The sequence below is a fragment of the Fodinibacter luteus genome (assembly GCF_039541575.1).
Classification (GTDB): Bacteria; Actinomycetota; Actinomycetes; order Actinomycetales; family Dermatophilaceae; genus Fodinibacter; species Fodinibacter luteus.
Genome location: NZ_BAABGM010000025.1, coordinates 121,999 through 143,323 on the forward strand (window position 1 = coordinate 121,999; position 21,325 = coordinate 143,323).

Annotated in this window: 23 protein-coding genes and 1 pseudogene; 11 read left to right on the forward strand and 13 right to left on the reverse strand. The window is 70.9% G+C overall.

Going from position 1 to position 21,325, the window contains the following annotated elements; all coding sequences use genetic code 11:
• Positions 1 to 17: 17 nt before the first annotated feature.
• The 3 genes and pseudogenes from ABD899_RS17565 to ABD899_RS19005 all read right to left on the reverse strand — a co-directional run.
• Positions 18 to 851, reverse strand: coding sequence for an alpha/beta hydrolase (locus ABD899_RS17565; protein ID WP_345208393.1), 834 nt, complete (start codon positions 849 to 851; stop codon positions 18 to 20).
• Positions 852 to 1,129: 278 nt separating this feature from the next.
• Complete coding sequence (gene arr, locus ABD899_RS19000; protein ID WP_425474993.1) at positions 1,130 to 1,564, reverse strand: NAD(+)--rifampin ADP-ribosyltransferase; 435 nt, start codon at positions 1,562 to 1,564, stop codon at positions 1,130 to 1,132.
• 135 nt (positions 1,565 to 1,699) lie between these two features.
• Positions 1,700 to 2,083, reverse strand: a pseudogene (locus ABD899_RS19005) (putative immunity protein); the annotation flags it as partial.
• Positions 2,084 to 2,288: 205 nt separating this feature from the next.
• Here ABD899_RS19005 and ABD899_RS17575 point away from each other — a divergent pair.
• Positions 2,289 to 2,975 (forward strand): hypothetical protein, encoded by a 687-nt coding sequence (locus ABD899_RS17575; RefSeq protein WP_345208397.1) that lies wholly within the window; start codon positions 2,289 to 2,291, stop codon positions 2,973 to 2,975.
• Here ABD899_RS17575 and ABD899_RS17580 read toward each other — a convergent pair.
• Positions 2,942 to 3,751 (reverse strand): hypothetical protein, encoded by an 810-nt coding sequence (locus ABD899_RS17580; protein WP_345208399.1) that lies wholly within the window; start codon positions 3,749 to 3,751, stop codon positions 2,942 to 2,944. The genes ABD899_RS17575 and ABD899_RS17580 overlap by 34 nt on opposite strands.
• Positions 3,748 to 3,972: a hypothetical protein gene (locus tag ABD899_RS17585; RefSeq protein ID WP_345208401.1), complete on the reverse strand. Its 225-nt coding sequence runs from the start codon at positions 3,970 to 3,972 to the stop codon at positions 3,748 to 3,750. Before ABD899_RS17585 ends, ABD899_RS17580 begins: the two co-directional genes overlap by 4 nt.
• 390 nt (positions 3,973 to 4,362) lie before the next feature.
• On the opposite strand from ABD899_RS17585, the gene ABD899_RS17590 reads away from it, so the two are divergent.
• The 5 genes from ABD899_RS17590 (at position 4,363) to ABD899_RS17610 (ending at position 8,593) form a co-directional block, all read left to right on the forward strand.
• Positions 4,363 to 5,136 carry a 2-keto-4-pentenoate hydratase gene (locus ABD899_RS17590; RefSeq protein ID WP_345208403.1) on the forward strand — a complete coding sequence of 258 codons (774 nt, stop codon included), beginning with the start codon at positions 4,363 to 4,365 and terminating at the stop codon, positions 5,134 to 5,136.
• Between the two features lie 137 nt (positions 5,137 to 5,273).
• Entirely contained in the window at positions 5,274 to 6,071 is a 798-nt protein-coding gene (locus ABD899_RS17595) for a glycerophosphodiester phosphodiesterase (RefSeq protein ID WP_345208405.1), read from the forward strand.
• The gene (locus ABD899_RS17600) at positions 6,068 to 6,925 is read left to right on the forward strand and encodes a type 1 glutamine amidotransferase (protein ID WP_345208407.1); all 858 of its coding nucleotides are present in this window, start codon (positions 6,068 to 6,070) and stop codon (positions 6,923 to 6,925) included. The genes ABD899_RS17595 and ABD899_RS17600 overlap by 4 nt, the downstream gene beginning before the upstream one ends.
• 122 nt (positions 6,926 to 7,047) lie before the next feature.
• A complete protein-coding gene (locus tag ABD899_RS17605) occupies positions 7,048 to 7,725 on the forward strand; it encodes an NADPH-dependent F420 reductase (protein WP_345208409.1) in 678 nt (225 codons plus the stop codon).
• 10 nt (positions 7,726 to 7,735) lie between these two features.
• Positions 7,736 to 8,593: an SDR family oxidoreductase gene (locus tag ABD899_RS17610; RefSeq protein ID WP_345208411.1), complete on the forward strand. Its 858-nt coding sequence runs from the start codon at positions 7,736 to 7,738 to the stop codon at positions 8,591 to 8,593.
• Positions 8,594 to 8,631: 38 nt separating this feature from the next.
• Here ABD899_RS17610 and ABD899_RS17615 read toward each other — a convergent pair whose 3' ends face one another.
• The 3 genes from ABD899_RS17615 to ABD899_RS17625 form a co-directional block, all read right to left on the reverse strand.
• Entirely contained in the window at positions 8,632 to 10,014 is a 1,383-nt protein-coding gene (locus ABD899_RS17615) for a tryptophanase (RefSeq protein ID WP_345208413.1), read from the reverse strand.
• Between the two features lie 257 nt (positions 10,015 to 10,271).
• Positions 10,272 to 10,706: a hypothetical protein gene (locus tag ABD899_RS17620; protein WP_345208415.1), complete on the reverse strand. Its 435-nt coding sequence runs from the start codon at positions 10,704 to 10,706 to the stop codon at positions 10,272 to 10,274.
• Positions 10,707 to 10,870: 164 nt separating this feature from the next.
• Positions 10,871 to 11,146, reverse strand: coding sequence for a hypothetical protein (locus ABD899_RS17625; RefSeq protein WP_345208417.1), 276 nt, complete (start codon positions 11,144 to 11,146; stop codon positions 10,871 to 10,873).
• Between the two features lie 55 nt (positions 11,147 to 11,201).
• Between ABD899_RS17625 and ABD899_RS17630 the strand changes: the two genes are divergently transcribed.
• Positions 11,202 to 11,849, forward strand: a complete 648-nt coding sequence (locus ABD899_RS17630) for a TetR/AcrR family transcriptional regulator (protein ID WP_345208419.1) — start codon at positions 11,202 to 11,204, stop codon at positions 11,847 to 11,849.
• Positions 11,850 to 11,877: 28 nt separating this feature from the next.
• Here the strand turns inward: ABD899_RS17630 and ABD899_RS17635 are convergent, their stop codons facing one another.
• On the reverse strand, positions 11,878 to 12,546 hold the full coding sequence (locus ABD899_RS17635) for a TetR/AcrR family transcriptional regulator (protein ID WP_425474991.1): 669 nt from the start codon (positions 12,544 to 12,546) through the stop codon (positions 11,878 to 11,880).
• Positions 12,547 to 12,776: 230 nt separating this feature from the next.
• On the opposite strand from ABD899_RS17635, the gene ABD899_RS17640 reads away from it, so the two are divergent.
• Together ABD899_RS17640 and ABD899_RS17645 are read left to right on the forward strand one after the other, a co-directional pair.
• The gene (locus ABD899_RS17640; RefSeq protein WP_345208424.1) at positions 12,777 to 13,277 is read left to right on the forward strand and encodes a DUF6326 family protein; all 501 of its coding nucleotides are present in this window, start codon (positions 12,777 to 12,779) and stop codon (positions 13,275 to 13,277) included.
• Between the two features lie 41 nt (positions 13,278 to 13,318).
• The gene (locus ABD899_RS17645) at positions 13,319 to 14,233 is read left to right on the forward strand and encodes a hypothetical protein (protein WP_345208426.1); all 915 of its coding nucleotides are present in this window, start codon (positions 13,319 to 13,321) and stop codon (positions 14,231 to 14,233) included.
• 70 nt (positions 14,234 to 14,303) lie between these two features.
• On the opposite strand, the gene ABD899_RS17650 is transcribed toward ABD899_RS17645, so the two are convergent.
• Positions 14,304 to 14,663, reverse strand: a complete 360-nt coding sequence (locus ABD899_RS17650) for a DUF1697 domain-containing protein (RefSeq protein WP_345208428.1) — start codon at positions 14,661 to 14,663, stop codon at positions 14,304 to 14,306.
• A gap of 269 nt (positions 14,664 to 14,932) precedes the next feature.
• A complete protein-coding gene (locus ABD899_RS17655; protein WP_345208430.1) occupies positions 14,933 to 17,365 on the reverse strand; it encodes a M14 family zinc carboxypeptidase in 2,433 nt (810 codons plus the stop codon).
• An 821-nt stretch (positions 17,366 to 18,186) separates the two neighbouring features.
• Between ABD899_RS17655 and ABD899_RS17660 the strand changes: the two genes are divergently transcribed.
• Positions 18,187 to 18,510, forward strand: a complete 324-nt coding sequence (locus tag ABD899_RS17660; RefSeq protein WP_345208432.1) for a DUF309 domain-containing protein — start codon at positions 18,187 to 18,189, stop codon at positions 18,508 to 18,510.
• Positions 18,511 to 18,635: 125 nt separating this feature from the next.
• The gene (locus tag ABD899_RS17665; protein WP_345208434.1) at positions 18,636 to 19,082 is read left to right on the forward strand and encodes an SRPBCC family protein; all 447 of its coding nucleotides are present in this window, start codon (positions 18,636 to 18,638) and stop codon (positions 19,080 to 19,082) included.
• A 339-nt stretch (positions 19,083 to 19,421) separates the two neighbouring features.
• Here ABD899_RS17665 and ABD899_RS17670 read toward each other — a convergent pair whose 3' ends face one another.
• Both ABD899_RS17670 and ABD899_RS17675 read right to left on the reverse strand, forming a co-directional pair.
• On the reverse strand, positions 19,422 to 19,874 hold the full coding sequence (locus ABD899_RS17670; protein ID WP_345208436.1) for a hypothetical protein: 453 nt from the start codon (positions 19,872 to 19,874) through the stop codon (positions 19,422 to 19,424).
• A gap of 322 nt (positions 19,875 to 20,196) precedes the next feature.
• Positions 20,197 to 20,769 carry a hypothetical protein gene (locus ABD899_RS17675; protein ID WP_345208438.1) on the reverse strand — a complete coding sequence of 191 codons (573 nt, stop codon included), beginning with the start codon at positions 20,767 to 20,769 and terminating at the stop codon, positions 20,197 to 20,199.
• Positions 20,770 to 21,325: the final 556 nt, after the last annotated feature.

Genomic DNA, 21,325 nt, shown 5'->3' on the forward strand with positions numbered 1-21,325 from the left:
GGGGATGCCGTGGGTCGTCACCCCACGCGGTGCGCGAGCCGGGCGACCGCGTCGGCGACCGGCGCGCCGAACATGACGTCGTCGTTGTGGTCGGCACCACCGACCACCACCCGCTCGACCAGCGACGGTGCCTCGTCGGCGACCCGGGCACTGAGCGCCGTCGGCACCACCGAGTCCCGGTCGCCGTAGACGACCGTGACCGGGACCTCGCTCGTGGCGAGGTGCGCGACGACGGGGAACCGGTCACGCAGCAGTGCGCGCACCGGCATCCACGGGTAGTGGTGCGACCCCACGTCCGCGAGGTCGGTGAACGGCGAGCGCAGCACGACTCCTGCCGGCGGATGCCGGGCCTGCAGCGCCGCGACGACCCCGGTCCCCAGCGACTCACCGAAGAGGATGGTCCGGTGCGGTGGGTACCCGAGCTCCACCAGCGCGCGGGCAGCGGCGTCCGCGTCGGCCGCGAGGCCGTCCTCGCTGGGACGGCCCGGGTTGCCCCCGTACCCGCGGTAGTCCATGAGCAGGACGGCGAGTCCTCGACGACCCAGCTCCTCGGCGAACCCGGCCCGACCGGCCCGGTTGCCGCCGTTGCCCGGTGCGAGGAGGACAGCCATCCCGGTGTCGACGGGGCCGGTCGCCGGGACGAACCACGCACCCAGCTCGAGGCCGTCGGCGGTGCGGAGCGTGACGTCGCGCGCCCCGGCGACGACCTCACCGGCCGGAGGGACCCGCGTGCGGTCGGGGAAGTACACCAGCTGACGCTGCAGCGCCCAGAGCATCGCCACCACCGTCCCTCCGAGCAGCAGCACCACGAGGAGACCACGCCCCAGCCCCGTGCGGTGCTGCCTGCTCACTCCTCGTCATCCTGCGCCTCGAGCACGCGCGTGAGCCTCGCGAGGTCCTTGGCCGACACCTCGACCATGGGCCGGTCGAGGACGGCCTCGATGTCGACGCTCACGGTCCCATCCTCGCCTGCGACGGCGCCGACGGGAATCCCCGACGACTCGCCACCGGCGCGGTGCCGGCCACGAGTCCGAGGTCGACGTCGAGCGGGGTCGAGATCGCTGCCGGTGAGGACGAGGCCCTCGTGCTGGCGGTCGTCGTCGCCGCTGACGCCGTGATGAATGCCGGGTCAGTCGTCCATGGCCTCGATTCCGAGGTCGGCCAGCTCGACCAGGCGCTCACGCAGGTGCCGGACCAGCTCCGGCGCAGGAGGCTGCCACCCCGTGACCTCCTCGATGACGCGCACGGGTGCGGTCGTCCGGTAGGAGCGGGTCGGGTTGCCGGGGAAGCGCTTGTCGGTGACGTTCGGGTCGTCCTCGATGGTGCCCGTCGGCTCGACCCGGTAGACCCGAGGGGGGCCGTCGCCACGAGCGAGCTCGGCGGCCAGAGGCGCGCCCTCGGCGCTGGCCGTGAGGTAGACGTGCCCGGCCCGGCGCCCCGAGCCGTAGTTCGAGCTCCAGCCGGGCGTGAGCAGGTCGCCCGCCCGCAGCTCGGCCCTCGTGCCGTGGAAGAACGGTCCAGGGTCGTCGACGACGCGCGGCGTGGGCGGGGGGTCCCGAAGCAGGCTGTCCAGCCGGTGCACGAGGACCGCCACGCGGGCGCGCCCGGCCGGCGCGCGCGGGTAGCGGGTCAGCACGTCGACGACGACGGGTCGGGCTCGCCGCGCGGCGGCCGTGAGGACGTACTCCGCCACCACGGGGTCATCGCCGCGCGCGAGCTCAGCCGCCCGGGCGGCATGCGCGGCCGGGCCAAGGATGTGGCGCACCTGGGTGGCCTTCGCCAGCGGGTGGAGGTACGCGGCCGCAGCGGCATCCCCGGCCGCGCGGGCTGCGTGGCTCGCGGCCTCGGTCGGTGCGTCCCGGGCGGCGCGGTGTGCCTCGACGGAGGCGGTCCGTTGCAGGCGGGAACGGGGCGCGCCCTCGGCGAAGGCCCGCCCGGCGGCCAGCGCCGCCGCCGGACGGGGGTCCTGGGGGCAGGCCGTGCGGAAGATGACGAGCGCAGGCTCGGCGCAGGCGACGGCGTACCCGGCGACTGCCTGCAGCTCGTCCATCGACAGCTCGACCTCACCCGGGCGCTGCTCCATCTCCGGGAGTGTGGCACGACTCGCGTCCGGTGCCCACCGGACCGGGGCGCGTCAGCGGTGACGTCCGCGCTGAGCTCGACGAGCTCGTGTCCACCGGCGGGCCGAGCTGCGTCTCCTGGCACACACTCGTGGGGCGGCCCGGTCGTCGAGCGGGAGGATGGAACCAGCAGCCGCCCGGGTCGACGGTTGCGTGGAGGTGTTCGACATGACCGTGACACCGACCCGGCCCGCCATGGTGGGCCGTGATCGCCACCACTTCGCTGCGGACGCGTTCCTGTACGCAGCCTGCATCTTCCTCGTCGCGATCGGGGTGCAGGAGCTGCTTGCGTACCTGGTCTCGGGCGGAGAACCGGGAACCCTCGTGACGCCACCGGTCTGGCTCGAGCTCGTCGGCGCGTTGGCGATGCCGGTCGCGGCCATCGGCGGCCCACTGCTCGCCTGGCGCGCCTCCGGTCGGACGTTCGGGTGGCGCGTCCTGGTCGCTGCCGTCGTCGGAGCCGTGGTCGGCAGCGCGCTCATCGGGATGGCCATCATCGCGCTCGTCTCCGTCCTGCGCCGGCTGCCGGGCCTGTTCCCGGAGGACGAGGGACCGTGGGAGCTCGTCGTCATCGCGGCCCTGGCGGTCGTGGCGTTCCTGGCCGAGCCCGTCGTCGCGGCGGTGCGGGACCTGACGGGGACGAGGCGGCATCCCGGGCGGGACTGGTTGCGGCTGGGCATCGTCGCGATCGGCCTGGCGGCAGTGGTGGCCAGTGTCGTCGCCGGTGGCGAGTCCGCCGAGCTCGGGCTCTTCCTCGCCCTCCCGGCCACGGCTGCTGCGTGTGCCGCCGCGGCCATGGACCTGTGGCAGTCGCGAAGAGCTCAGGGGTCGGGGCCGACCGCCGGTGTGAGGTAGGCCCGCGCGGCGAGGAGGCTCGCCACGACCACGACGGAGACGATGACCGTCGCGGGTGCGGTGCCGACGGCGCCGTCGACCGTCATCAGCACCATCGCCGCGACGATGCTGCTTCCCATGAGCACCGAGAACACCAGCCATGGCGCCATCCAGAACAGGCCGTGGTCACGGCCCTGCAGCGCGGCGACACCGCAGATGACGAAGCCCGGGAGGACCATCGAGAGGTCGATGACGTGGATCGGGTTCACCCACAGCCCGGCGTCCGTGAGGCTGGCCGGCACCGTCCCGGTGAGCAGCGCCGGCACCAGCTCGCTGAGCCACAGGGCGGCGAACATCACCCCGGTGGCGATGAGCACCCAGGCCGCGACGGTCCGTGCGCGTGCCCGGGGGGTCGGCCGACCCCCCGCGCGCACCTCGCCGGCATGGAAGATCAGCCCCCAGGCGCTGGGCCCCAGCACCACGACGTACCCGAGGAACAGCTGGTTCAGGTGCACAGCCACCGCGTACACCACGAACGCGTAGACCAGGTACAGCAACGTGCCGAGCCAGACGAGCCCCGCACGCTGCGACCCCTGGTGGTACCGGAGCGCCGACACCAGGAGGACGACGACCGCAAGGAGGTTGCCCAGGTCCTGGCCCTGGGCCTGGGTGGCCCAGTTCCGCGTCTCCTGCGCGTACACGTCGGGGTCAGCCAGGCCGGCGACACTGACGCCCGCGACGAGGAGCGAGAGGACACCCGACCACACCAGCATCCTGCGGCGCCGCGTCGTGCTCACCACTCCACGGTAACGACCGGCGGACGCGCGTGTGCGGGTGCGTCGGCCGCGATCAGGTCAGCTGGCGCGCCGCGGTCGAGGGGCCACGGTGAGGTAGTCGGCGACCATTCGCGGGGTGAGCGCTCGAGCATCACGGTGTTGTCGATCCAGAGCTCGATCACGTCGAACCCGCCGCGCGGGAGCACGAGCGCACGCCATCCCTCGCGCTCGGCGACGGCCATCACTCGTTCACCTCGAGCTCGACGAGATGGCGGCGTGGGTCGCGGTGTGTCCGGTGGCCGCCTCGTTGTGCCGGAAAGCCGCCTGCTCCGGCCCGGTGGGCGCGTACATCTCGGTGCCCACCGGGTAGAACTCCAGCGCCGTGCCGTGCCGTGCGGGCGCGACTCGATGTGGGTGTGGACTCGGTCGACCTCCCGGTGCTCCAATGGGGCGATGCGGCTCGACTTCGAGACGAGGGCGTCGCCGGCACAGGTCCGTCGAGCGCTGACGGACGTCAGCGAGCGTCGGCGGCACACCTGGCACCGCTCCCTGGATCCGACCACCTCCGAGGTGTGGGACTCGCGGCCTCGCCCCTGAGCGGGGGGCGTCAGCCGGGTGAGACGGGAGCGATCATGGACGTCAGCAGCGGCGCGGACCGTCTCGAGCGGGCGCGAAGCACGCTCGAGGGGCTTCCGCTGTTCTCCCGGGACGCGACCGGGTTGACGGATGAGGAGGCCTGGGCGATCGCTGCCGAGGTCGACCGTCGCCTGCTGAGCCGCGGACGGCAGCGCACGGGGTACAAGCTGGGCTGGACGTCGGCGGCGATGCGTGAGGCGTTGGGAATCGACACGCCCAACTTCGGGTCGTTGTGGGACGACATGGCGACCACCGGCACGCTGGCCCTGTCCACGCTGCGGCACCCGAAGGCGGAGCCCGAGTTCGCGTTCCGCGCCGACCAGGCCCTCTCCGGTGCCGGGATCGGTGCAGCCGACGTGATGCGTTCGGGCCGATGGGCCGTGGCGCTCGAGGTGGTCGACCCCCGATGGGAGTCGTACGACTTCACCTGGCTGGACAACACCGCTGACGGCTCGTCCGCGGCCGCCTACGCGCTCGGGCCGTTCGTCGAGGTCGACGTCGCACCGGAGGACCTGTCCCTGACGATGACCTGGGGCGGCGAGCGCCGCTCCGGCGGCGGGCGGCGCTCCGGTGACGGCCGCGCCGCCATGGGCTCGCCCGCCGAGGCCGTTGCCTACCTGCTCGCCGAGCTGACCCACCGTGGCACCCGCCTCGAGGCAGGGATGATCGTGCTCACCGGCGGAATCACCGCACCGGTCGACCTGCGACCCGGGCTCGAGGTGGACGTCAGCTCGCCGCAGCTCGGCTCCTGCACCCTGGTCTGCACCTAGGGTCTTCGCACGGTCGGACTTGGCGGGTCGTAGAGTGAGTCCGCGCCCGGTGTGCCGGGCGCAGGTCAGGCCACCTTCGTCCCCGCGTGCGACCAGCCGAGGTCGCCGGCGCTGGTGGGGTTACCGAGGCAGCAGCGTTGGTCACCATCATCGCCCACGGGGGCGCGCAGAGCCTCGCGCCGGAGAACACCTTGGCTGCGGCTCGCAAGGCGTGTGCGATCGGGGCCGACGTCTGGGAGACCGACGCCGCCATCACGGCGGACGGCCAGGTCGTGCTCATGCACGACGACGCGATGATGCGCACGACGGACGTGGCCGAGAAGTTCCCCGACCGGGTGCCGGCGCCGTTCTCGACGTACACGCTGGCTGAGATCCGCACCCTCGACGCCGGTTCGTGGTTCGAGCGCGCCGACCCGTTCGGTCAGGTCGCGGCCGGCGCGGTGACGGCGGCTGAGCTGGGCTCCTACCGCGGCGAGAAGGTGCCGACCCTGCGCGAGGCCCTCGAGCTGACGGTCGAGCTCGGCTGGCGGATGAACCTCGAGCTCAAGACCCAGCCGGCGCCGCAGGACCGGTTCGAGGTGGTGGGGGCGGCCCTCGCCGTGGTCGACGAGGTGGGCATCGGACCTGAGCACCTCGTGTTCTCGTCGGCGCGGCACGAGTGGCTCAGGGCGCTCGCGGCGGTCCGGCCGGAGTTCGAGCTCCAGGCCATCCTCGGACTCTTCCCCCCTGACCCCGTCGACTTCGCCGACCCCGCCTTCGACACGTTCAACGTCCGGGTCACGCGGGTCTCGCTCGACGAGCTGCGCGCGGTGCTGGCCCGCGGCATCCGGGTCAACGTGTACACCCCCAACGAGCCCGGGCTGATCGCCGAGCTGACGGCCCTCGGTGTCACCGGCATCATCACCGACTTCCCCCAGCACGGAGCCCGCCCATGACCTCACCCACGACCGCCGCGGCGCTGCGCATCCTCATCGTCAGCTGCTACCCCCGTGCCAGCCGCGAGAACTTCGACCGCTCCGACGTCGGCCACCCGCACGACCTGTTCCGGGCCTTCCTCGCGCGCGAGGCACCCCACGCCACGACCGAGGTCGCGTACATCGCCGACCCCGACTTCGCTCTCCCCGAGGGCACCACGACCGACGACTTCGACGCGTTCATGTGGACCGGCTCCGACCTGACCGCCTACCACGTCGACGACCCCCGGGTGGCGCCTCAGCTCGCCCTCGCGCGAGATCTGCTCGATGCCCGCAGGCCGTGCTGGGGCAGCTGCTGGGGCATCCAGCTCGCCACTCTCGTCGCCGGGGGCGAGGTGGCGGTCAACCCCCACGGACGGGAGTGGGGCGTCGCCCGCGGCATCCGCCTGACTTCGGATGCCGTCTCGTCGCCGATGTTCGTGGGCAAGCCGTCGTCCTTCGATGCGTTCGTCATGCATCTCGACGAGGTCACCCGGCTCCCCGGCGTCACACCGCTGCTGGCGACGAACGAACACACCCACGTGCAAGCCGCGACCATCGGCACGTTCTGGGCCGCCCAGTACCACCCCGAGTACGACCTGCACGAGATGGGCCGCCTCGTCGGGGCCCGCGCCACGGCGCTGGTTCGGGAGGGATTCTTCCCCGACGAGGAGGCCGTCATCCGGCACGCCGACGCGATGAAGGCCCTTGCGGGGCAGCCCGATTCGGCCGAGCTGCGGGCCGAGCTCGGCGTCGGGGACGACCTCATCGATCCGCAGATCCGTCAGGTGGAGCTCCGGAACTGGCTGCGGTTCGTCGAGTCGCAGACGGGGTAGAGCGCGCCAGTACCCGTCCCGGAGGGGCCCGGAGCCCTTGCAGGTAGACAGACCTGTCTGCTAGCGTGCCGACAGTGGTAGACAAACCTGTCTACCTGCGTGACTCACATGAGGAGAACCCCATGAAGATCGCCGTCCTCGGCACCGGCATGGTCGGCCGGGCCCTCGCCGGGCGCCTGTCCGGCCTCGGCCACGACGTCACCATCGGCACCCGCGACCCGCAGGCGACCCTGGCCCGCACCACACCTGACGGCATGGGCAGCCCGCCGTTCTCGTCGTGGTCGGCATCCCACCCCGACGTGCCGCTCGTACCCCTGGCCGAGGCGGCTGCCGGCGCCGAGCTCGTCGTCAACGCGACGAACGGTTCCGGCGCCCTGCCGGCCCTGGAGCAGGTCGGCGCCGAGCACCTCGCCGGCAAGGTGCTCGTCGACATCTCCAACCCGCTCGACTTCTCCCAGGGCTTCCCTCCGACCCTGTTCGTCAAGGACACCGACTCCCTCGGTGAGCAGATCCAGCGTGCCTTCCCGCAGGCTCGCGTGGTCAAGACGCTCAACACGCTCAACGCCGACCTCATGGTCGACCCCGCCTCGCTGGGAGCGGAGTCGTCCGTGTTCGTCTCCGGCGACGACGCGGCGGCGAAGGCCACGGTCACCGGGCTGCTCGAGAGCTTCGGCCACACCGACGTCATCGACCTCGGCGACATCAGCACCGCCCGCGGCACCGAGATGTACCTTCCGATCTGGCTGCGCCTCATGGGCGCGTTGGGCACCGCGGCGTTCAACGTCAAGATCGTCCGCTGAGATGAGCACCATGACCGGCAGGACCGTCCTGGTCACCGGCGCGACCGGCGGGATCGGCCTGGCCACGGCCGCCGGTCTCGCCGGGCTCGGGGCCCGGGTCGGGATCGTCGGCCGCGACGCCGCCCGGTCCGAGGCCGCTGCGAACCAGGTCCGCGAATCCGGCGGCCAGGTCGACGTCTTCGTCGCCGACATGTCCGCCCAGCACCAGGTGCGCCGGCTCGCGGACGAGGTGCTCGACGCGTACCCGCGCCTGGACGTGCTCGTCAACAACGTCGGCGGGTACTGGGCCACCCGGCACGTCACCGTCGACGGCCTCGAGCACACTTTCGCGGTGAACCACCTGGCCCCGTTCCTCCTGACCAACCTGCTGCTGGAGCGGCTGCGAGCCAGCGCACCGGCCCGGGTCGTCACCGTGTCCTCCGGGGCCCAGGCCATGGGGAGCATCGACTTCGCCGATCTGCAGGGCGAGCGGGACTACAGCGGCCAGCGCGCGTACAACCAGTCCAAGCTCGCCAACGTCATGTTCACCTACGAGCTCGCCCGCAGGCTCGCCGGGTCGGGCGTCACGGCCAACGCCCTGCACCCCGGCGTGGTCCGCACCAACTTCGGGCGTGAGGACTCCAAGGGCTGGATGCGGCTCATGCTGCCGGTCGTCCGGCCCTTCATGAAGAGCCCCGAGCGCGGCGCGGCGACCTCGGTCCACCTCGCCTCGTCCCCCGACGTGGAGGGCGTCACCAGCCGGTACTTCGCGAACAGCAGGCCCAGGGCCTCGTCGAGGGCCTCACAGGATGCCGTGGCGGCAGCACGGCTGTGGGACGTCTCCGCGGAGCTCGTCGGGCTCCGGACCACCCCCACGGGCCGCACCTGACCGGAGCGGAATCAGTGCCGGGTGTGGCCCCCGGATCGCTAGGGCCGTGGTTCGAAGGACGAGGTGAAGTGCCTCAGCGTCTTGGGCTCCGCCACGATCCGGTATCCCCGGAGCGCGTCGGCGTTCGCGGCCACCTCTTCGCAGACCTCGATGACGTAGTCGATGTGGCTCTGCGTGTAGGTGCGCCGAGGAATGGCCAGCCGGACGAGGTCCATGGATGCCGGTGCCTCGGTTCCATCCGGCTGCCTGCCGAACATCACCGTGCCGATCTCGCACGAGCGGATGCCGCCCGTCTCGTAGAGAGCCACGGCCACCGCTTGGCCCGGGTACTCCAGCGGGTCGAGGTGGCGTGCCAGCGCCCGCGCGTCGATGTAGACGGCGTGTCCGCCGAACGGGCTGAGCACGGGGATGCCCCGCTCCTGCAGTGCGGTGCCCAGGTAGGCGGTCGACCGGATCCGGTACCTGAGGTAGTCGTGCTGCACCACCTCCGTGAGCCCCTGCGCCAGCGCCTCCAGGTCGCGCCCGGCCAGACCGCCGTAGGTCGGGAAGCCCTCGGTGAGGATCAGGGTGTTGCGACAGGCCGTGGCGAGGTCGTCGTCGTTCATGGCGAGCCACCCCCCGATGTTGCCCATGGGGTCCTTCTTGGCGCTCATCGTCATCCCGTCCGCCAGGGCGGCCATGTCGCGCACGATGTCGGCGACCTCCCGCTCCGCCTGGCCCTCCTCGCGTTCGCGGATGAACCAGGCGTTCTCGGCGAACCGGCACGCGTCGAGGAACAACGGCTTGCCGTAACGGTCACAGATCCCGCGGACGCCCCGCAGGTTGGCCAGTGAGACGGGCTGCCCGCCGCCGCTGTTGTTCGTGATCGTGACGAAGACGCACGGAACGTCTGCTGCCCGGCGCGCCAGCAGGTCCTCCAGGGCCGCCAGGTCCATGTTCCCCTTGAACGGGTGCTGCGAGGAGAGGTCCCGGCCCTCGACGACCGGGAGGTCGATGGCCAGGGCACCGGTCGCCTCGACGTTCGCGCGCGTCGTGTCGAAGTGGGTGTTGTTCGGAACGACCTTTCCCGGACCACCGATGACAGAGAAGAGGATCTTCTCCGCGGCGCGACCCTGGTGCACCGGGATGACGTGCTCGAACGGGAACAGCTCGCGGACCGCGTCGGTGAAGATGTAGTACGACGGAGACCCGGCATACGACTCGTCACCGTGCTGGATCGCGGCCCACTGGTCCCTGCTCATGGCGCCGGTGCCCGAGTCGGTCAGCAGGTCGACCAGGACGTGCTCGGCGCGCACCTGGAAGAGGTTGAAGGCGGCGTCTCGCAGGTATCCGCGACGCTCCGCGCGGGTGCTCATCCGCAGCGGCTCCACCGAGTGGATCCGAAACGGCTCGAAGATCGTGCGAAACGTGGGCTCGTCCATGGACCCCATCGTCGCGTAGGCAGCCCCCGCGGGGAACGGACGCGCGGAGGGTCGACCCGAGAAGCGTGCGTCGGGCCCACCGCCCGCCTTCGGTGTGGCGCCGACCCGAGTGAACGGTCGAGGGGCTGGGCGAGCCGGATCGGACGCCGCGCGGCAGGACGTCATCCTCACGACGTACCCCTCCATCGGCCCTCACCAGGCGAGGATCGGGTCGCAAGATCGCGATGGCGCTCCTGACTCCCTCCGCGTGAGCCCGGTCAACGGGCCTCGCAGTCGCTCACCAGGCTCTGCAGCCGAATGGTGCCGTTGGACGAGTGGAATCGAAGGCGGTCACTGCATTCAAGGAGGGACAGGACCCGGTCCGCGCGTGCGAGGTACGTCATCACCGTCCTGCCCGCTCGTGGGGTCGCCACGGTGACGGACACGGAGCGCACCCGCATCGTGGCCGTGGCGGGGCGACCCCAGCCGAAGTACGCGGTGGCAGCCGGCCAGACCTCGAGGAAGACGTCTCGGGACTCGGCGTTCACGCTGGGCGCCTCGAAGCAGATGACGATCCCCGTCTCGTCGTCGGTCGTGCAGCCCCGCAACCCCCTCTCCACGACCGCCCCATAGCTGCCTGCGGCGAACGCCGCCGGTGGGAGCCCGAACACGGCACACACCAGAGCCACGACGACGACCGATGCCCGCTTCATATGTGGGCCTCCTACTGGATGCCCGGATCAAGGGGGATGGGGCATCTTTCAGTGTCCGCCCCGGCGGCGACTCGGTCCATAGCCACAATGAGGGGGGTCACGGCCAGCCTCGGCTGCGGAGACCGAGGCCGACGACGGGGGCCAGCCGAGTTTCCCCGCGGTGGTCATCCCCGGAGGACGTACGGCATCTCGAACTCCTGGTAGCTCAGCGGCGGACCACCCTGGACACCCATGTGCTGCAGTGCGGGGACCATCAGCTCGGTCCAGAAGCGCTCCGAGTCCTCCCTGCTCTCCCAGACGTCGAGACTGTGCACGCCACGCTCACTCGGGCCCGCCAGGTGCAGGATCAGCCCCTTCACCGGGGCGTCCCCGACGGCCTGGCCCATCGCCATGTGCGTGTCGAGGTCGACGTCGTACTCCGTGAGCGTCGCGTAGGCCATGACCGTCCCCTTCGATAGAGTTTTACTGTATTGAATACATTGATACTCTTCCTCCGTGTCTGTCAAGAGGTCCTACTCGTCCACCCGCCGTCAGGCCCAGGCTCGGGAGACCCGCCGCGCGATCCTCGCCGCGGCGGGCACGCTCTTCGTCGAGCACGGCTACACCGCCACGACCATCACCTCGATCGCCGAACACGCCGGCGTCGCGGCCCCGACCGTCTACGCGGTGTTCGGCACCAAGCGCGAGCTCCTCCGGCAGCTCATCGAGAGCAGCATCGCCGCCGACGAGAACCCCCTGCCGATCACCCAGCGCCCCGAGTCCCAGGCGATCGCCGCCGAACCCGACGCCCGACGCCGAGCCGAGCTCGACGCCGCCCTCAGCCGGTCCATCATCGAGCGCGTGGCGCCGATCGTGCGGGTCGTCGCCGAGGCGTCCGCCTCCGACCCCGAGCTCGCCGCCGTGATGGAGGACGTCAAGGCGGCCCGCCGGCGCGAGATGACCGCCTCGGCCGGCATCCTCGCCGGTCCCGACGGGCTGCGCGTCGACGCCGAAGAGGCCGCCGCGACCCTCTACGTGCTGTACAGCCCCCAGGTCGCCGACATGCTCATCCTCGACCACGGCTGGTCCGCGGAACGCTACGAGTCCTGGCTGACCCGAATGCTCCTGCAGACGGTCATCCAACCAGGGGCGCCGAACCCCTGACGCCCGACGGGACCACCCGTGAGAGTTGCTATGCGGAGGCTCTCAGGGGCTCGAGGGCGGCCAGCACGAGGTCGAGGCCGAAGATGAACTCCTCTGCCGGGTCGTAGCCAGCAGCGACGAGCGCCGCGGCGGACTCGTTGAGGTAGGGGAACTCGTCCGGAGGAAGCTGGGGCAGGAAGACGTCCTCGGCCATGTCCGCGAACTCGCCAGCGGTGTCGAACGGCAGGCTGGCCTCCTGCAGGGCGAACCCGTAGACGTAGACGTCGAGCAACCAGTTGGCGTGCGTCGCCATCAGGACCGAGAAGCCAGCCCGGCGCAGGCAGGCGGTGACCGCTTCGCGATGGCGCAGGTGCGCGGGCCCCGGCGATGTCCGCGACTCCATCAGGCCGATCGCCCACGGGTGGCGTGCGAGAACCTGTCGGGCGGAGACCGACCGCCGTCGCATCGCCGACTGCCAGTCGGTCTCCTCGGGCGGGAGCTCGATCTCCTCGAAGACGACGTCGATCATGGCGTCGAGCAGCTCCTCCTTGTTCGCCACGTAGTGGTAGATCGACATGGCGCCCGCGCCGAGCACACCAGCCAGCCGGCGCATGCTCAGCCCGTCGACCCCCTCACGGTCCGCGAGCCGGATCGCCTCGACCACCACCCGCTGCCTGCTCAGCCCCGTGCCCGACGCGACGTGGCGTTGCTTCCTCACGGACACGGGCCTCCTTGCTCTCTCGACCGGCTTGACAATCGTACAGCGTACGCCCATAGTACGGCGTACGACGTACGGTGTACGAGCAAGCGTCGGGCCCGGCCACACCCGAGGGAAGGTCGTCGTCACTCTGACGACCGGACCGACGGGGTCGACCCAACCGGTGCGTCAGCACCCCCAGACCTGCCGCCACTTCCGGCGGACGGACCGCTCCTCTCGAAGGAAGAACCATGACCATTCGAACGAACACCCCGAACCCGCTCGACAACCCTCCGGTCCCCGTGCAGGCCAAGCTCGCGGCGGCCTGGACCAGCCTGATGTTCTTCGTCATCTACGTCGACTACTTCCACCTCTACCAGCCCGGCGCCATCGACCAGATCCGGGGTGGCGGCATCTTCGAGTTCGACATCACCCCGACGTTGATGACCGTCTTCCTCGTGGTCATAGGGATCCCGGCCCTCATGGTCATGCTCTCCATGGCGCTGCCCGCCCGGTTCAACCGGGCCACGAACCTCGTCGTGGCATCGCTCTACATCCCTGTCATGGTGTTCAACGCGGCGGGGGCGTCCTCGGACTGGGCGTTCTACTACGGCCTCCACATCGGAGTCGAGGTGCTCATCCTGGCCTTCATCCTGCGCTCCGCCTGGGCCTGGCCCCGCAGCGTCGCAGCACCGGCGACCACGGCAACAAGCCTCGACAGCGAGCCCCGTCACACCCCGCAGCAGGCGTGAGAACCGTAGACGATTCAACGGGATCGACGTAGCGTGGGCGAATGCGCACCCGATCCGTTGCCGTTGCCACCGCCCTGGCCGCTGTGTTCGCCGTCGCACCGATGGGCACGGCCTCCGCTGACCAGTTCCCCGACACGATCCCGCTGCCCGGGGGCTGGCAGCCCGAGGGCATCGCCACCGGAACCGGCACGACGATCTACGCCGGCTCGCTCGCCGACGGCTCGATCTGGAAGGGCGACCTGCGCACGGGTGAGGGCGGGCCCCTCGTCGACGGCGACGGCAGCCCGGCCGTCGGCCTCAAGGTCGACCGGGGGCTGCTGTTCGTCGCGCGCGGTCCGGCCGGCGAAGCCACCGTGTACGAGGCCAGGACGGGCGACCAGGTCGTCACGTTCGACCTCGCCGACGACCCCGCCTTCATCAACGATGTCACCGTCACCCGGGACGCGGCCTACTTCACCAACTCGCAGGCTGCCGAGTTCTACCGGGTCGCGCTCGGCCCGGGCGGCGTGCCGACCGGTGACGTCGAGACGATCCAGCTGACCGGGGACTGGCAACAGGTGTCCGGCTTCAACGCCAATGGCATCGCGGCCACACCCGACGGTGGGACCCTGCTCGTCATCAACAGCACGACCGGCACCTTGTACAACGTCGATCCTGACACGGGTGAGGCGGTCGCGGTCGACACCGGCGGCACGCTGCTGACCCAGGGCGACGGCATCCTGCTGCGCGGCAAGACCCTGTACGTCGTCCGCAACCGTGCGAACGTGGTCGTCGAGCTGCGGATGTCGCCGGACTTCCTGTCCGCAACGTTCGTCGGCACCCACACCAACCCCGACTTCGACGTCCCGACGACGCTTGCCATGCAGGGCTCACGGCTGTATGCCGTCAATGCGCGGTTCGGCACGACGCCGACCCCCGCGACGGAGTACGACATCGTCCTCGTCGACCGGCAGTAGTCCTTCCGCGTCACCGCGGCGCTGAAGAGGCGGGCGACGACGCAGCGACCGAGCGGGTGCCGTCAGCGGTTCACCAGGTCCGGGACGACGTACGCGGGCGCGGGGTCCTGATGAAGGTGGCGGTGAGATAGGTCCGGGAGTCGTGCCTCACCCCCGGGAAGGGATCGCTGTCCACCAACGCGCGCAGTTCCGAGTGGGGGCGCACCAAGGTGCGACTCGAGAGGCCGAGCTCGAGGGCGAGTGCGTCCTCGATCCGTTGCTCGAGCTCGAAGGCGTCCGTGGTGTCAGTTCGGAACACGATGTTGCCGCTGGAGAGCACCGACGCGACATCCTCGAGCCCGAGCCCTTCGAACACCGAGCGAAGCCTGTCATTCGTCATGTTCGCGCCGCTCGGCGCGATTCCGCGCAGGAGGGCGGCGAAGCGTCCCATGGCCTCGACCGTACCGGCTGGGATCGCAGGGGCCGACGCTCCTCGACGTCGCGCCCACCCCGCAGGCGGCGCAGGACGCCTTCCAGCCAACCGCAGCACGACTGGATGCCGTGTGTCCGGGAGGGTGACGCGTGCTGCTGCCAGCCGCGCAACGTTCCAGCACGATCCGTACGCTCAACGTTCCAGCACGATCCGTGTCAGTGGGGCCTCTGACACGGACGGTGCGGCCACACCCCTGGGGTGTGGGGCCGCACCGTCCGACCTGAGGACTACGGAAGCCGGATCGCGACAACCTGACGGCCGAGGGCCACGGCATCCGCAGCGAGGTCCTGAGCCCACGGGTGCTCGTCGGCCGTCTTGCCGCCGAGGTCGACGCGGAAGCTGACCACTCCCGGGGAGCGGACCACGTCGGCGGAGGCGCCCCTGGCGTCGAGCAGGGCCTGCACTCGGGCCGCAGCACCTGGGCGGACGCTGATCACCATCCGGTCCGATGCCGCCGACACCGCGGTCGCGGTGGGGGCAGCCAACGGTGCCTGTGCAGTCGCGGAGGGGTCCGCTCCGGTGATGGCGTTGAGCAGGATCTGCTGGGTGCCACCGGTGAAGGCCCGGTAGTTGGGGTCGAAGCCGAACAGCACGACCCTGCCGTCGCCTGCCCGCTCGTCCACGACGGCGGACGTTCCGAACAGCTGCTCCTCGCCGGTCGCGAAGCCGGAGACGAACCAGTCCGGGTCACCCGCGGCCGGGTACCGCACCGGGGATGAGGACTCCGGCGCCGTCCACACGAAGTCGTACTCGTACATCGCCCACGCGGTGTCACCGACGCCCTTGGCCAGCGGGCTGTCGGGGTCGACCTCGACTCGCAGGAGCGATCCGGGGATGTCCGACGTGGGTGACGTGTAGGTGGCGGAGGTCAGGCCGAGCCGGGTGGCCAGCCGCGAGCTGTCGCGAAGCATGACCAGCCGCCCGCCGTCGCGCACCCATTGGGTCAGCGCCGCACGGCCGGGCGCACCCAGTGCGTTGCTGGCGGTCGTATCCGACCCCGTCGGCACGACGAGGACGTCCACGTCGGCGAGGGCCCCCGCGGCGATCTGCGCCGCCGAGATGTCCGAGTAGTCCAGGCCCACCCGCTGGTCCAGCCACCAGCGCAGCCACCCCGAGGACTCGATGGAGCCGGTGGACCCCGTGGAGATCTGCCACAGCGCCACGCGGGGGGCGTCCCCGGCCACGCTCGAAGCCGGCTCCTCCTGGTCGGAGAGGAGCACCGCCTGAGGCCGCAGGTTGACACCGGAGCGACCGCCGGGGACGTTCTCGAGCAGCGGGGCACTCCAGGCCGTCACGTCGTAGAAGTAGGGGAACGGCACGTAGGTGTCCTCGTTGAGCATGGCCTGCACCCAGTGCTTCTGGCCCTGGGCCATCGGGACCCACAGGGTGCCGACGGGCAGGGTGCGCGAGCCGGCCGCGCGCCCGTACGGCGTGTAGTCCGGCACCGTCAGCGGCCGGACCAGCCGGTACACCTCGACGTCCATGCGCTGCAGCCGCCGGGCGACGCGCTGGACCTCGTCCGCTTTGGCGGGGTCTGTCGTCTCGAGGAAGTAGTGCTTGACCGAGTTGTCGGGCACCGGGTTCTCGATCCCGGACCCTTCCCAGTAGAGCTGGTTGAGCTCCAGCGTGCCCTCCACCCCCTGCTCGTACGCCTTGACGTGCTCCGCGCGCCACTCGGTGAGGAGGGCGTCGTCCTTGGCGCCCATGGTGCTCAGCGTCGACCAGATGGCGACGTACTGCTCCTGCACGCGCTGCGACGTCGGGTCGCCGTTGGCCTTCTCGAACGTCATTCCTGCCGCATTGAAGCCGGTGGTGGGGACGGTGTCGCCGTAGCCCATGTAGAAGAGGTCGTAGACGTCGCCGTTGAAGTAGGGGATGGAGAAGCGCTGGAACGAGGACTGGATCGACGGGCCGATCTCGTCATAGATCCACTCGAGCGGGGTCTCACCGATGTCGTGGTAGACCGGGTCGGCGTTGGGTGGGAAGAAGTACGTGTCCCGGCCCATCTCGTGGGCATCGACGAAGACCTGCGGCGGCAGCTGCCGGAGCATCTCCAGCTTGCCGTCCGTCTCGGGCTGGGTCCGGGCGAACCAGTCGCGGTTCATGTCGAAGCCGTAGGCGTTGCGCCTGGTGTCGGCCTCTCGCCCGTCCGGGTTCTGCGTCGGGAGGACGACGACGACCGCGTCGTCGAGGATCTCCTCGGCGGCGCAGTCGGTGCGGGCGGCGAGCTCGTAGAGCACCCGCAGGGAGGCGTCGGTGCCACTCTCCTCACCGCCGTGGACGTTCCCCGCGACCCACAGGATCGACGGCATCGAGCGGATGATCTGGCGGGCCTGCGCCTCGGGGGTGCGGTGGTCGCGCAGCCGCGCGAGGTCGCGCCCGATCTGGTTCAGCCCGGCCGGGGTCACCCACTTCTCCTGCCCCACCACCGCGTAGCGCAGTGCGCGGCCCTGGACAGAGGTCGCGAGCACCCCGTCGACGACGTTCGGGCTCGCCGCGGCGACGGCGGTGAGGTAGGTGTCGGACTCCTCCGTCGTGACGTCGCGATCCCCGAGATCGATGCCGATGACGTCCCGCGCCGTGGGGACGCCCGGATCCAGGGCTGGCGAGGTGAACGGATCGCACGGCGCCGCTGCCTCGGCGCCGACCGAACGGGGCACCACTGAGGGTGCCGGCGACGCCCCCGCCGTCGGGGCGGTAGAGAGCAAGGCCGCTGCGAGCGCTACCGCTGCCCCCCCACCGGTCAGTCGTGCCAGGGAAGCGGCGCGGGTGCGACTCATGGTGACCCCCAGAGGTCGAGCGGACGAGAACGGCTCGGTGCTCACTGAACCACCGGGCGCCGACAGCCGTCAATGGAAGGGACCCCAAGTGGGTACTCGCCGATCACAGCACCTCAGGAACCCCGACGTGAAGGAGCCGGACGGACCGGCCGATCCCTGACGCCCGAAACCCGTCACCCCTGCGGCCCGACCTCGACGGGCGGATCGATGCTGCGCTCTCAGATCCGCCTCGTCGACGGCTGCGTTCGGTCTCGGTCGAACGCATCGGTCCTCCTCTCGGTGTCGTTCCGGAGCAGCCGACGGCCCAGGTGGACGAAGCGCTGCGACTCCGCCGCCGGCTGTGGCTGGCGACGTCGACCGACCAGCGCATCCGCCGGGGTGAGACGCACCTGTCCTCCCGGGTGACGAAGGCTCGCTGTCGTGTGGTCGTTCACTGCCTGCACCGAGGCTGGCCCGGCCGTGGCGCCGCTGACCTATCAGGCCCTCCGCCGACTGGAAGGGTGGACAGGAGGCGGCGCTTGGACTCACCTTGATCGCCGGAGCGACCCGCGCGGTAGACCGTTCGGTCTCGGCTTCTCTGGGACGCTGGTCGTGTGACTGGAGCAGAGCGTGATCGGGACACCGAGGGTCGTGCTCGTCAGGCACGGCCTCGAGACGCGTTGGGCCGGCCACTGGCCTATGGCGCTGAGGGTGTCGAGCCGGTGTCGGAGGAACCCCTACCGCCGCACGAGGCGCTCAGGACGGCCAGAGAGCTCGTCGACGCCGGCCGCCCCTTCGCCGCGCACGAGGTCCTCGAAGCGCGCTGGAAGGCTGGACCGGCCGAGGAGGCGGATCTGTGGCAGGGGCTGGCGCAGGTCTGCGTTGCGCTCACCCATGCTGCCCGAGGGAACCAGGTCGGGGCGGAGCGACTCTTCGAGCGGGCCGGGGACAGACTCAGCGCATATGCGTCGACCGGACGCGCGGCCTACGGTGTCGACGTGACCGAAGCGGCGGATCACGCTCGACATCACATCGGCACGTTCTGACGGCTCACCACCCCAGGCCCGGATGGTCTGGGTCGGCCCTGGAGTCCACCACGCCGCTCCGGTCGGGGACCGGTCGCTCAGGTGGGCATGGACGCGCCTCCGCATGCGGTGCTCCAATGGTGCAGATGCGGCTGGATTTCGAGACCAAGGCCTCGCCGGAGCAGGTTCGTCGCGCGTTGACTGACTTCAGCGAGCGGCGGCTGAAGACCTGGCACCGCTCGATGGACCCGAGGACCTACCGGGTTCTCGACTCTGGGGACACCTGGGCGGTGGCCAAGGAGAGCAGCGCCCGCTCGCCGTTCTGGGTCGTGTGTCGCTACGACTGGTCCGATCCAGACGTCGTGAGGTGGACGATCACCGAGAGCAGCTACCGCGGGGGCGGGGAGGGATTCGCGCGCGCCTCACCCGCCCCCGGGGGCGGCAGCCGTGTGCACGCCGAATGGGAGAACACCGGCGCGCCGTGGACACAGAAGCCGCTGCTGTTCCTGATCCACGTGCGTCCCATGCGGCGAGTCTTTCGGGGCATGTGGAAGGCCGCCCTCGACGAGTACGCCGACACCGAGGTCACCTGAGATGCCCTCCCCTCGCGGCAGTCTGGGACGCGCGACGGCTGCCTTCGCTCCGCTGTCGAGGGCAGCCGGTACTGCGTTTGCGGCGAGCCGACCAGCTCGCGTGACCGTGGTGTCGACTGACCAGCGCAGTGACGTACCGCTTCGCGGCGATGCAACGCACTTCTCCGCCCTGAGACTTCGTCGGCGGGAGTGACCTCTACGGACGGTCCCGCTGGTCCACCGTGAAGGCTCCCTCGTCGTCAGCGCTCCCTCCACACGGGCACGGGACTCCCTCGGTGCGAGCATCGCCACTCGCCGCTGCCTCACCCCCGAAGCCCGCTCGACAGCGGGTGCTGGTCGTCAGGACGGGAAGTCCGGCCCGGCCTCCAGCCGCAGCCGGAGCAGGGCGTCCAGGGCCACCGAGTCACCGTCCCGGCCACCGGCTCCGACCTGGAGCGGGGCGTCGGTGGGCTCGACGTGGATGCCGGCCCACCGTCCTCGCCGGCTGGGCGCCACGACGAGGACGTACCAGCGGCCGTCCGTGCCGACGCCAGCCCGACGGTCCCGCCGCACGTACCAGCCGACGACGTCGGTGCGCAGACTCCCACCGCCGCTGTAGGGGCGTGCCCGCAGCCGGGTCGGTTCCACGCCCGCCGACCGCATCGCCTCGGCGAAGTCCGCCACCATCGGGGCCGTCCGCCGCGCGTCGGCCTGCGCCGCCCGCGCTGCGGCCGCGTGGTGGTACTCGGCGTTCTCCCGTGCCTGGCGGCGACGAACTGCCGCCGGGTCGATGGGCTCGCTCTCCGGGCTCATGGGCCGATCATCGCAGCGGGTGAGACCGTCAGCCGACCCATCGCGGCGAAGAGTGCAGGGCCCAGCTGGGGGCTTCGGGCACCCGCGTGCCGGCGGGTCGCGACCGAAGCCCCGGCGCCCCGCCACCAAGCCTCCTTCCTGGTCCCCTCTGTACGCGATCGCAAGAGGGGATCGCAAAGACGTTCATACCGTTCTGCTGACCGTGCTCGTGATGTCCACGAGACTGGTTCGTGCCGGCGGCCGGGACCCGCCGGCCACGGACAGCGGTCGGGGGCGAACCGCCGCCTCCTGGCGAGCTGGCCCGTGGGGGTGGCCGGGGCGCTCACCTCCCCGCTGCGGCATCCGATTTCCGAACGACGCTCGCTGCTCTCAGCATCCATACGCCGAGCCAGGCGAACGCCATCCCGTGCACCACGCCGCCGGTGAGGTAGAAGATCCAGGTCGGCACGCCGGACATGAGGCCGGCCACGAGGATGGTGATCGAGATGCTTCTCGGAATGACCTGCGCCCGTGTGCTCGCCGCCCCGTACAAGGTCCAACCGATACCGAACAGCAGGAAGCTGGTCAGCCCTCCGGCGAGCAACCTGCCCCCGACGAACGTGTCGATCGCGTCGGGTGCGATCTCCGCCAAACGCGGCACCGCGAAGGCCTCGTACCACCAGTCCCCGGTCATGAACATCGTCCCGACCACCGCCACTCCGAACGCGAGCGCTCCGAACGCGCCGGCGCGGGGCGCCTCGCGCTCGTACAGGACCACCAAGGCGATCACGAGGACCGCGAAGGCCAGGATCGACACGATGCCGTTGACGGCGTGGGTGGTGGTGAGGACGTACGCATTGAGCGGTCCGATCTCGGTCGGCGCGGTGAAGAGGATCACCAGACGGGTGATGATCATCAGCGCCCCTGCGACGAAGCACCGCTCGCTGCGACGCCCGCGGTGACTATCGGCGCGGCCCGACTGCCGAGCAGCAGCGGCATCCATCCAGTGAGGCACTGGGCGAGCGGCCCGTCCATAGTCCAAGTGAGTCATTGCGCCAGGCGGGTCCACCCCCTCGTCACCGATCGCACGACCCCGCGACCGTTGTCCACAGCAGAGGACGACCCAGCGCTCACCTCGCCGAGGGCCGCGGCTGCTGGCCCGAGGGCAAGCCAGGAGCCGGGGCGACGGGTGGCGCGCAGACACGCACCCCCCGGCGCCGCTCCGTTCTCAGTTTGGCCATCGCCAACGTTGGATGCCCTCTGGTTCGGACGGCTTGTCCGGCCGCTGGAGCGGTGCTGTTGCGCCCGGTTGGCAGACTCGCGGGGCGTAACGGTGTCAGGAGCCGAAGAGCGACTTGCACTCCGGAAAGTCAGACGTGACAGCGGCCGCTGGCAGGCGGCTCGGGGGACGACGTGATCGCTCGCCATCGACCAGGCCATGACGTCAGGTAGGCCCTGGTCGAGAGGTACCG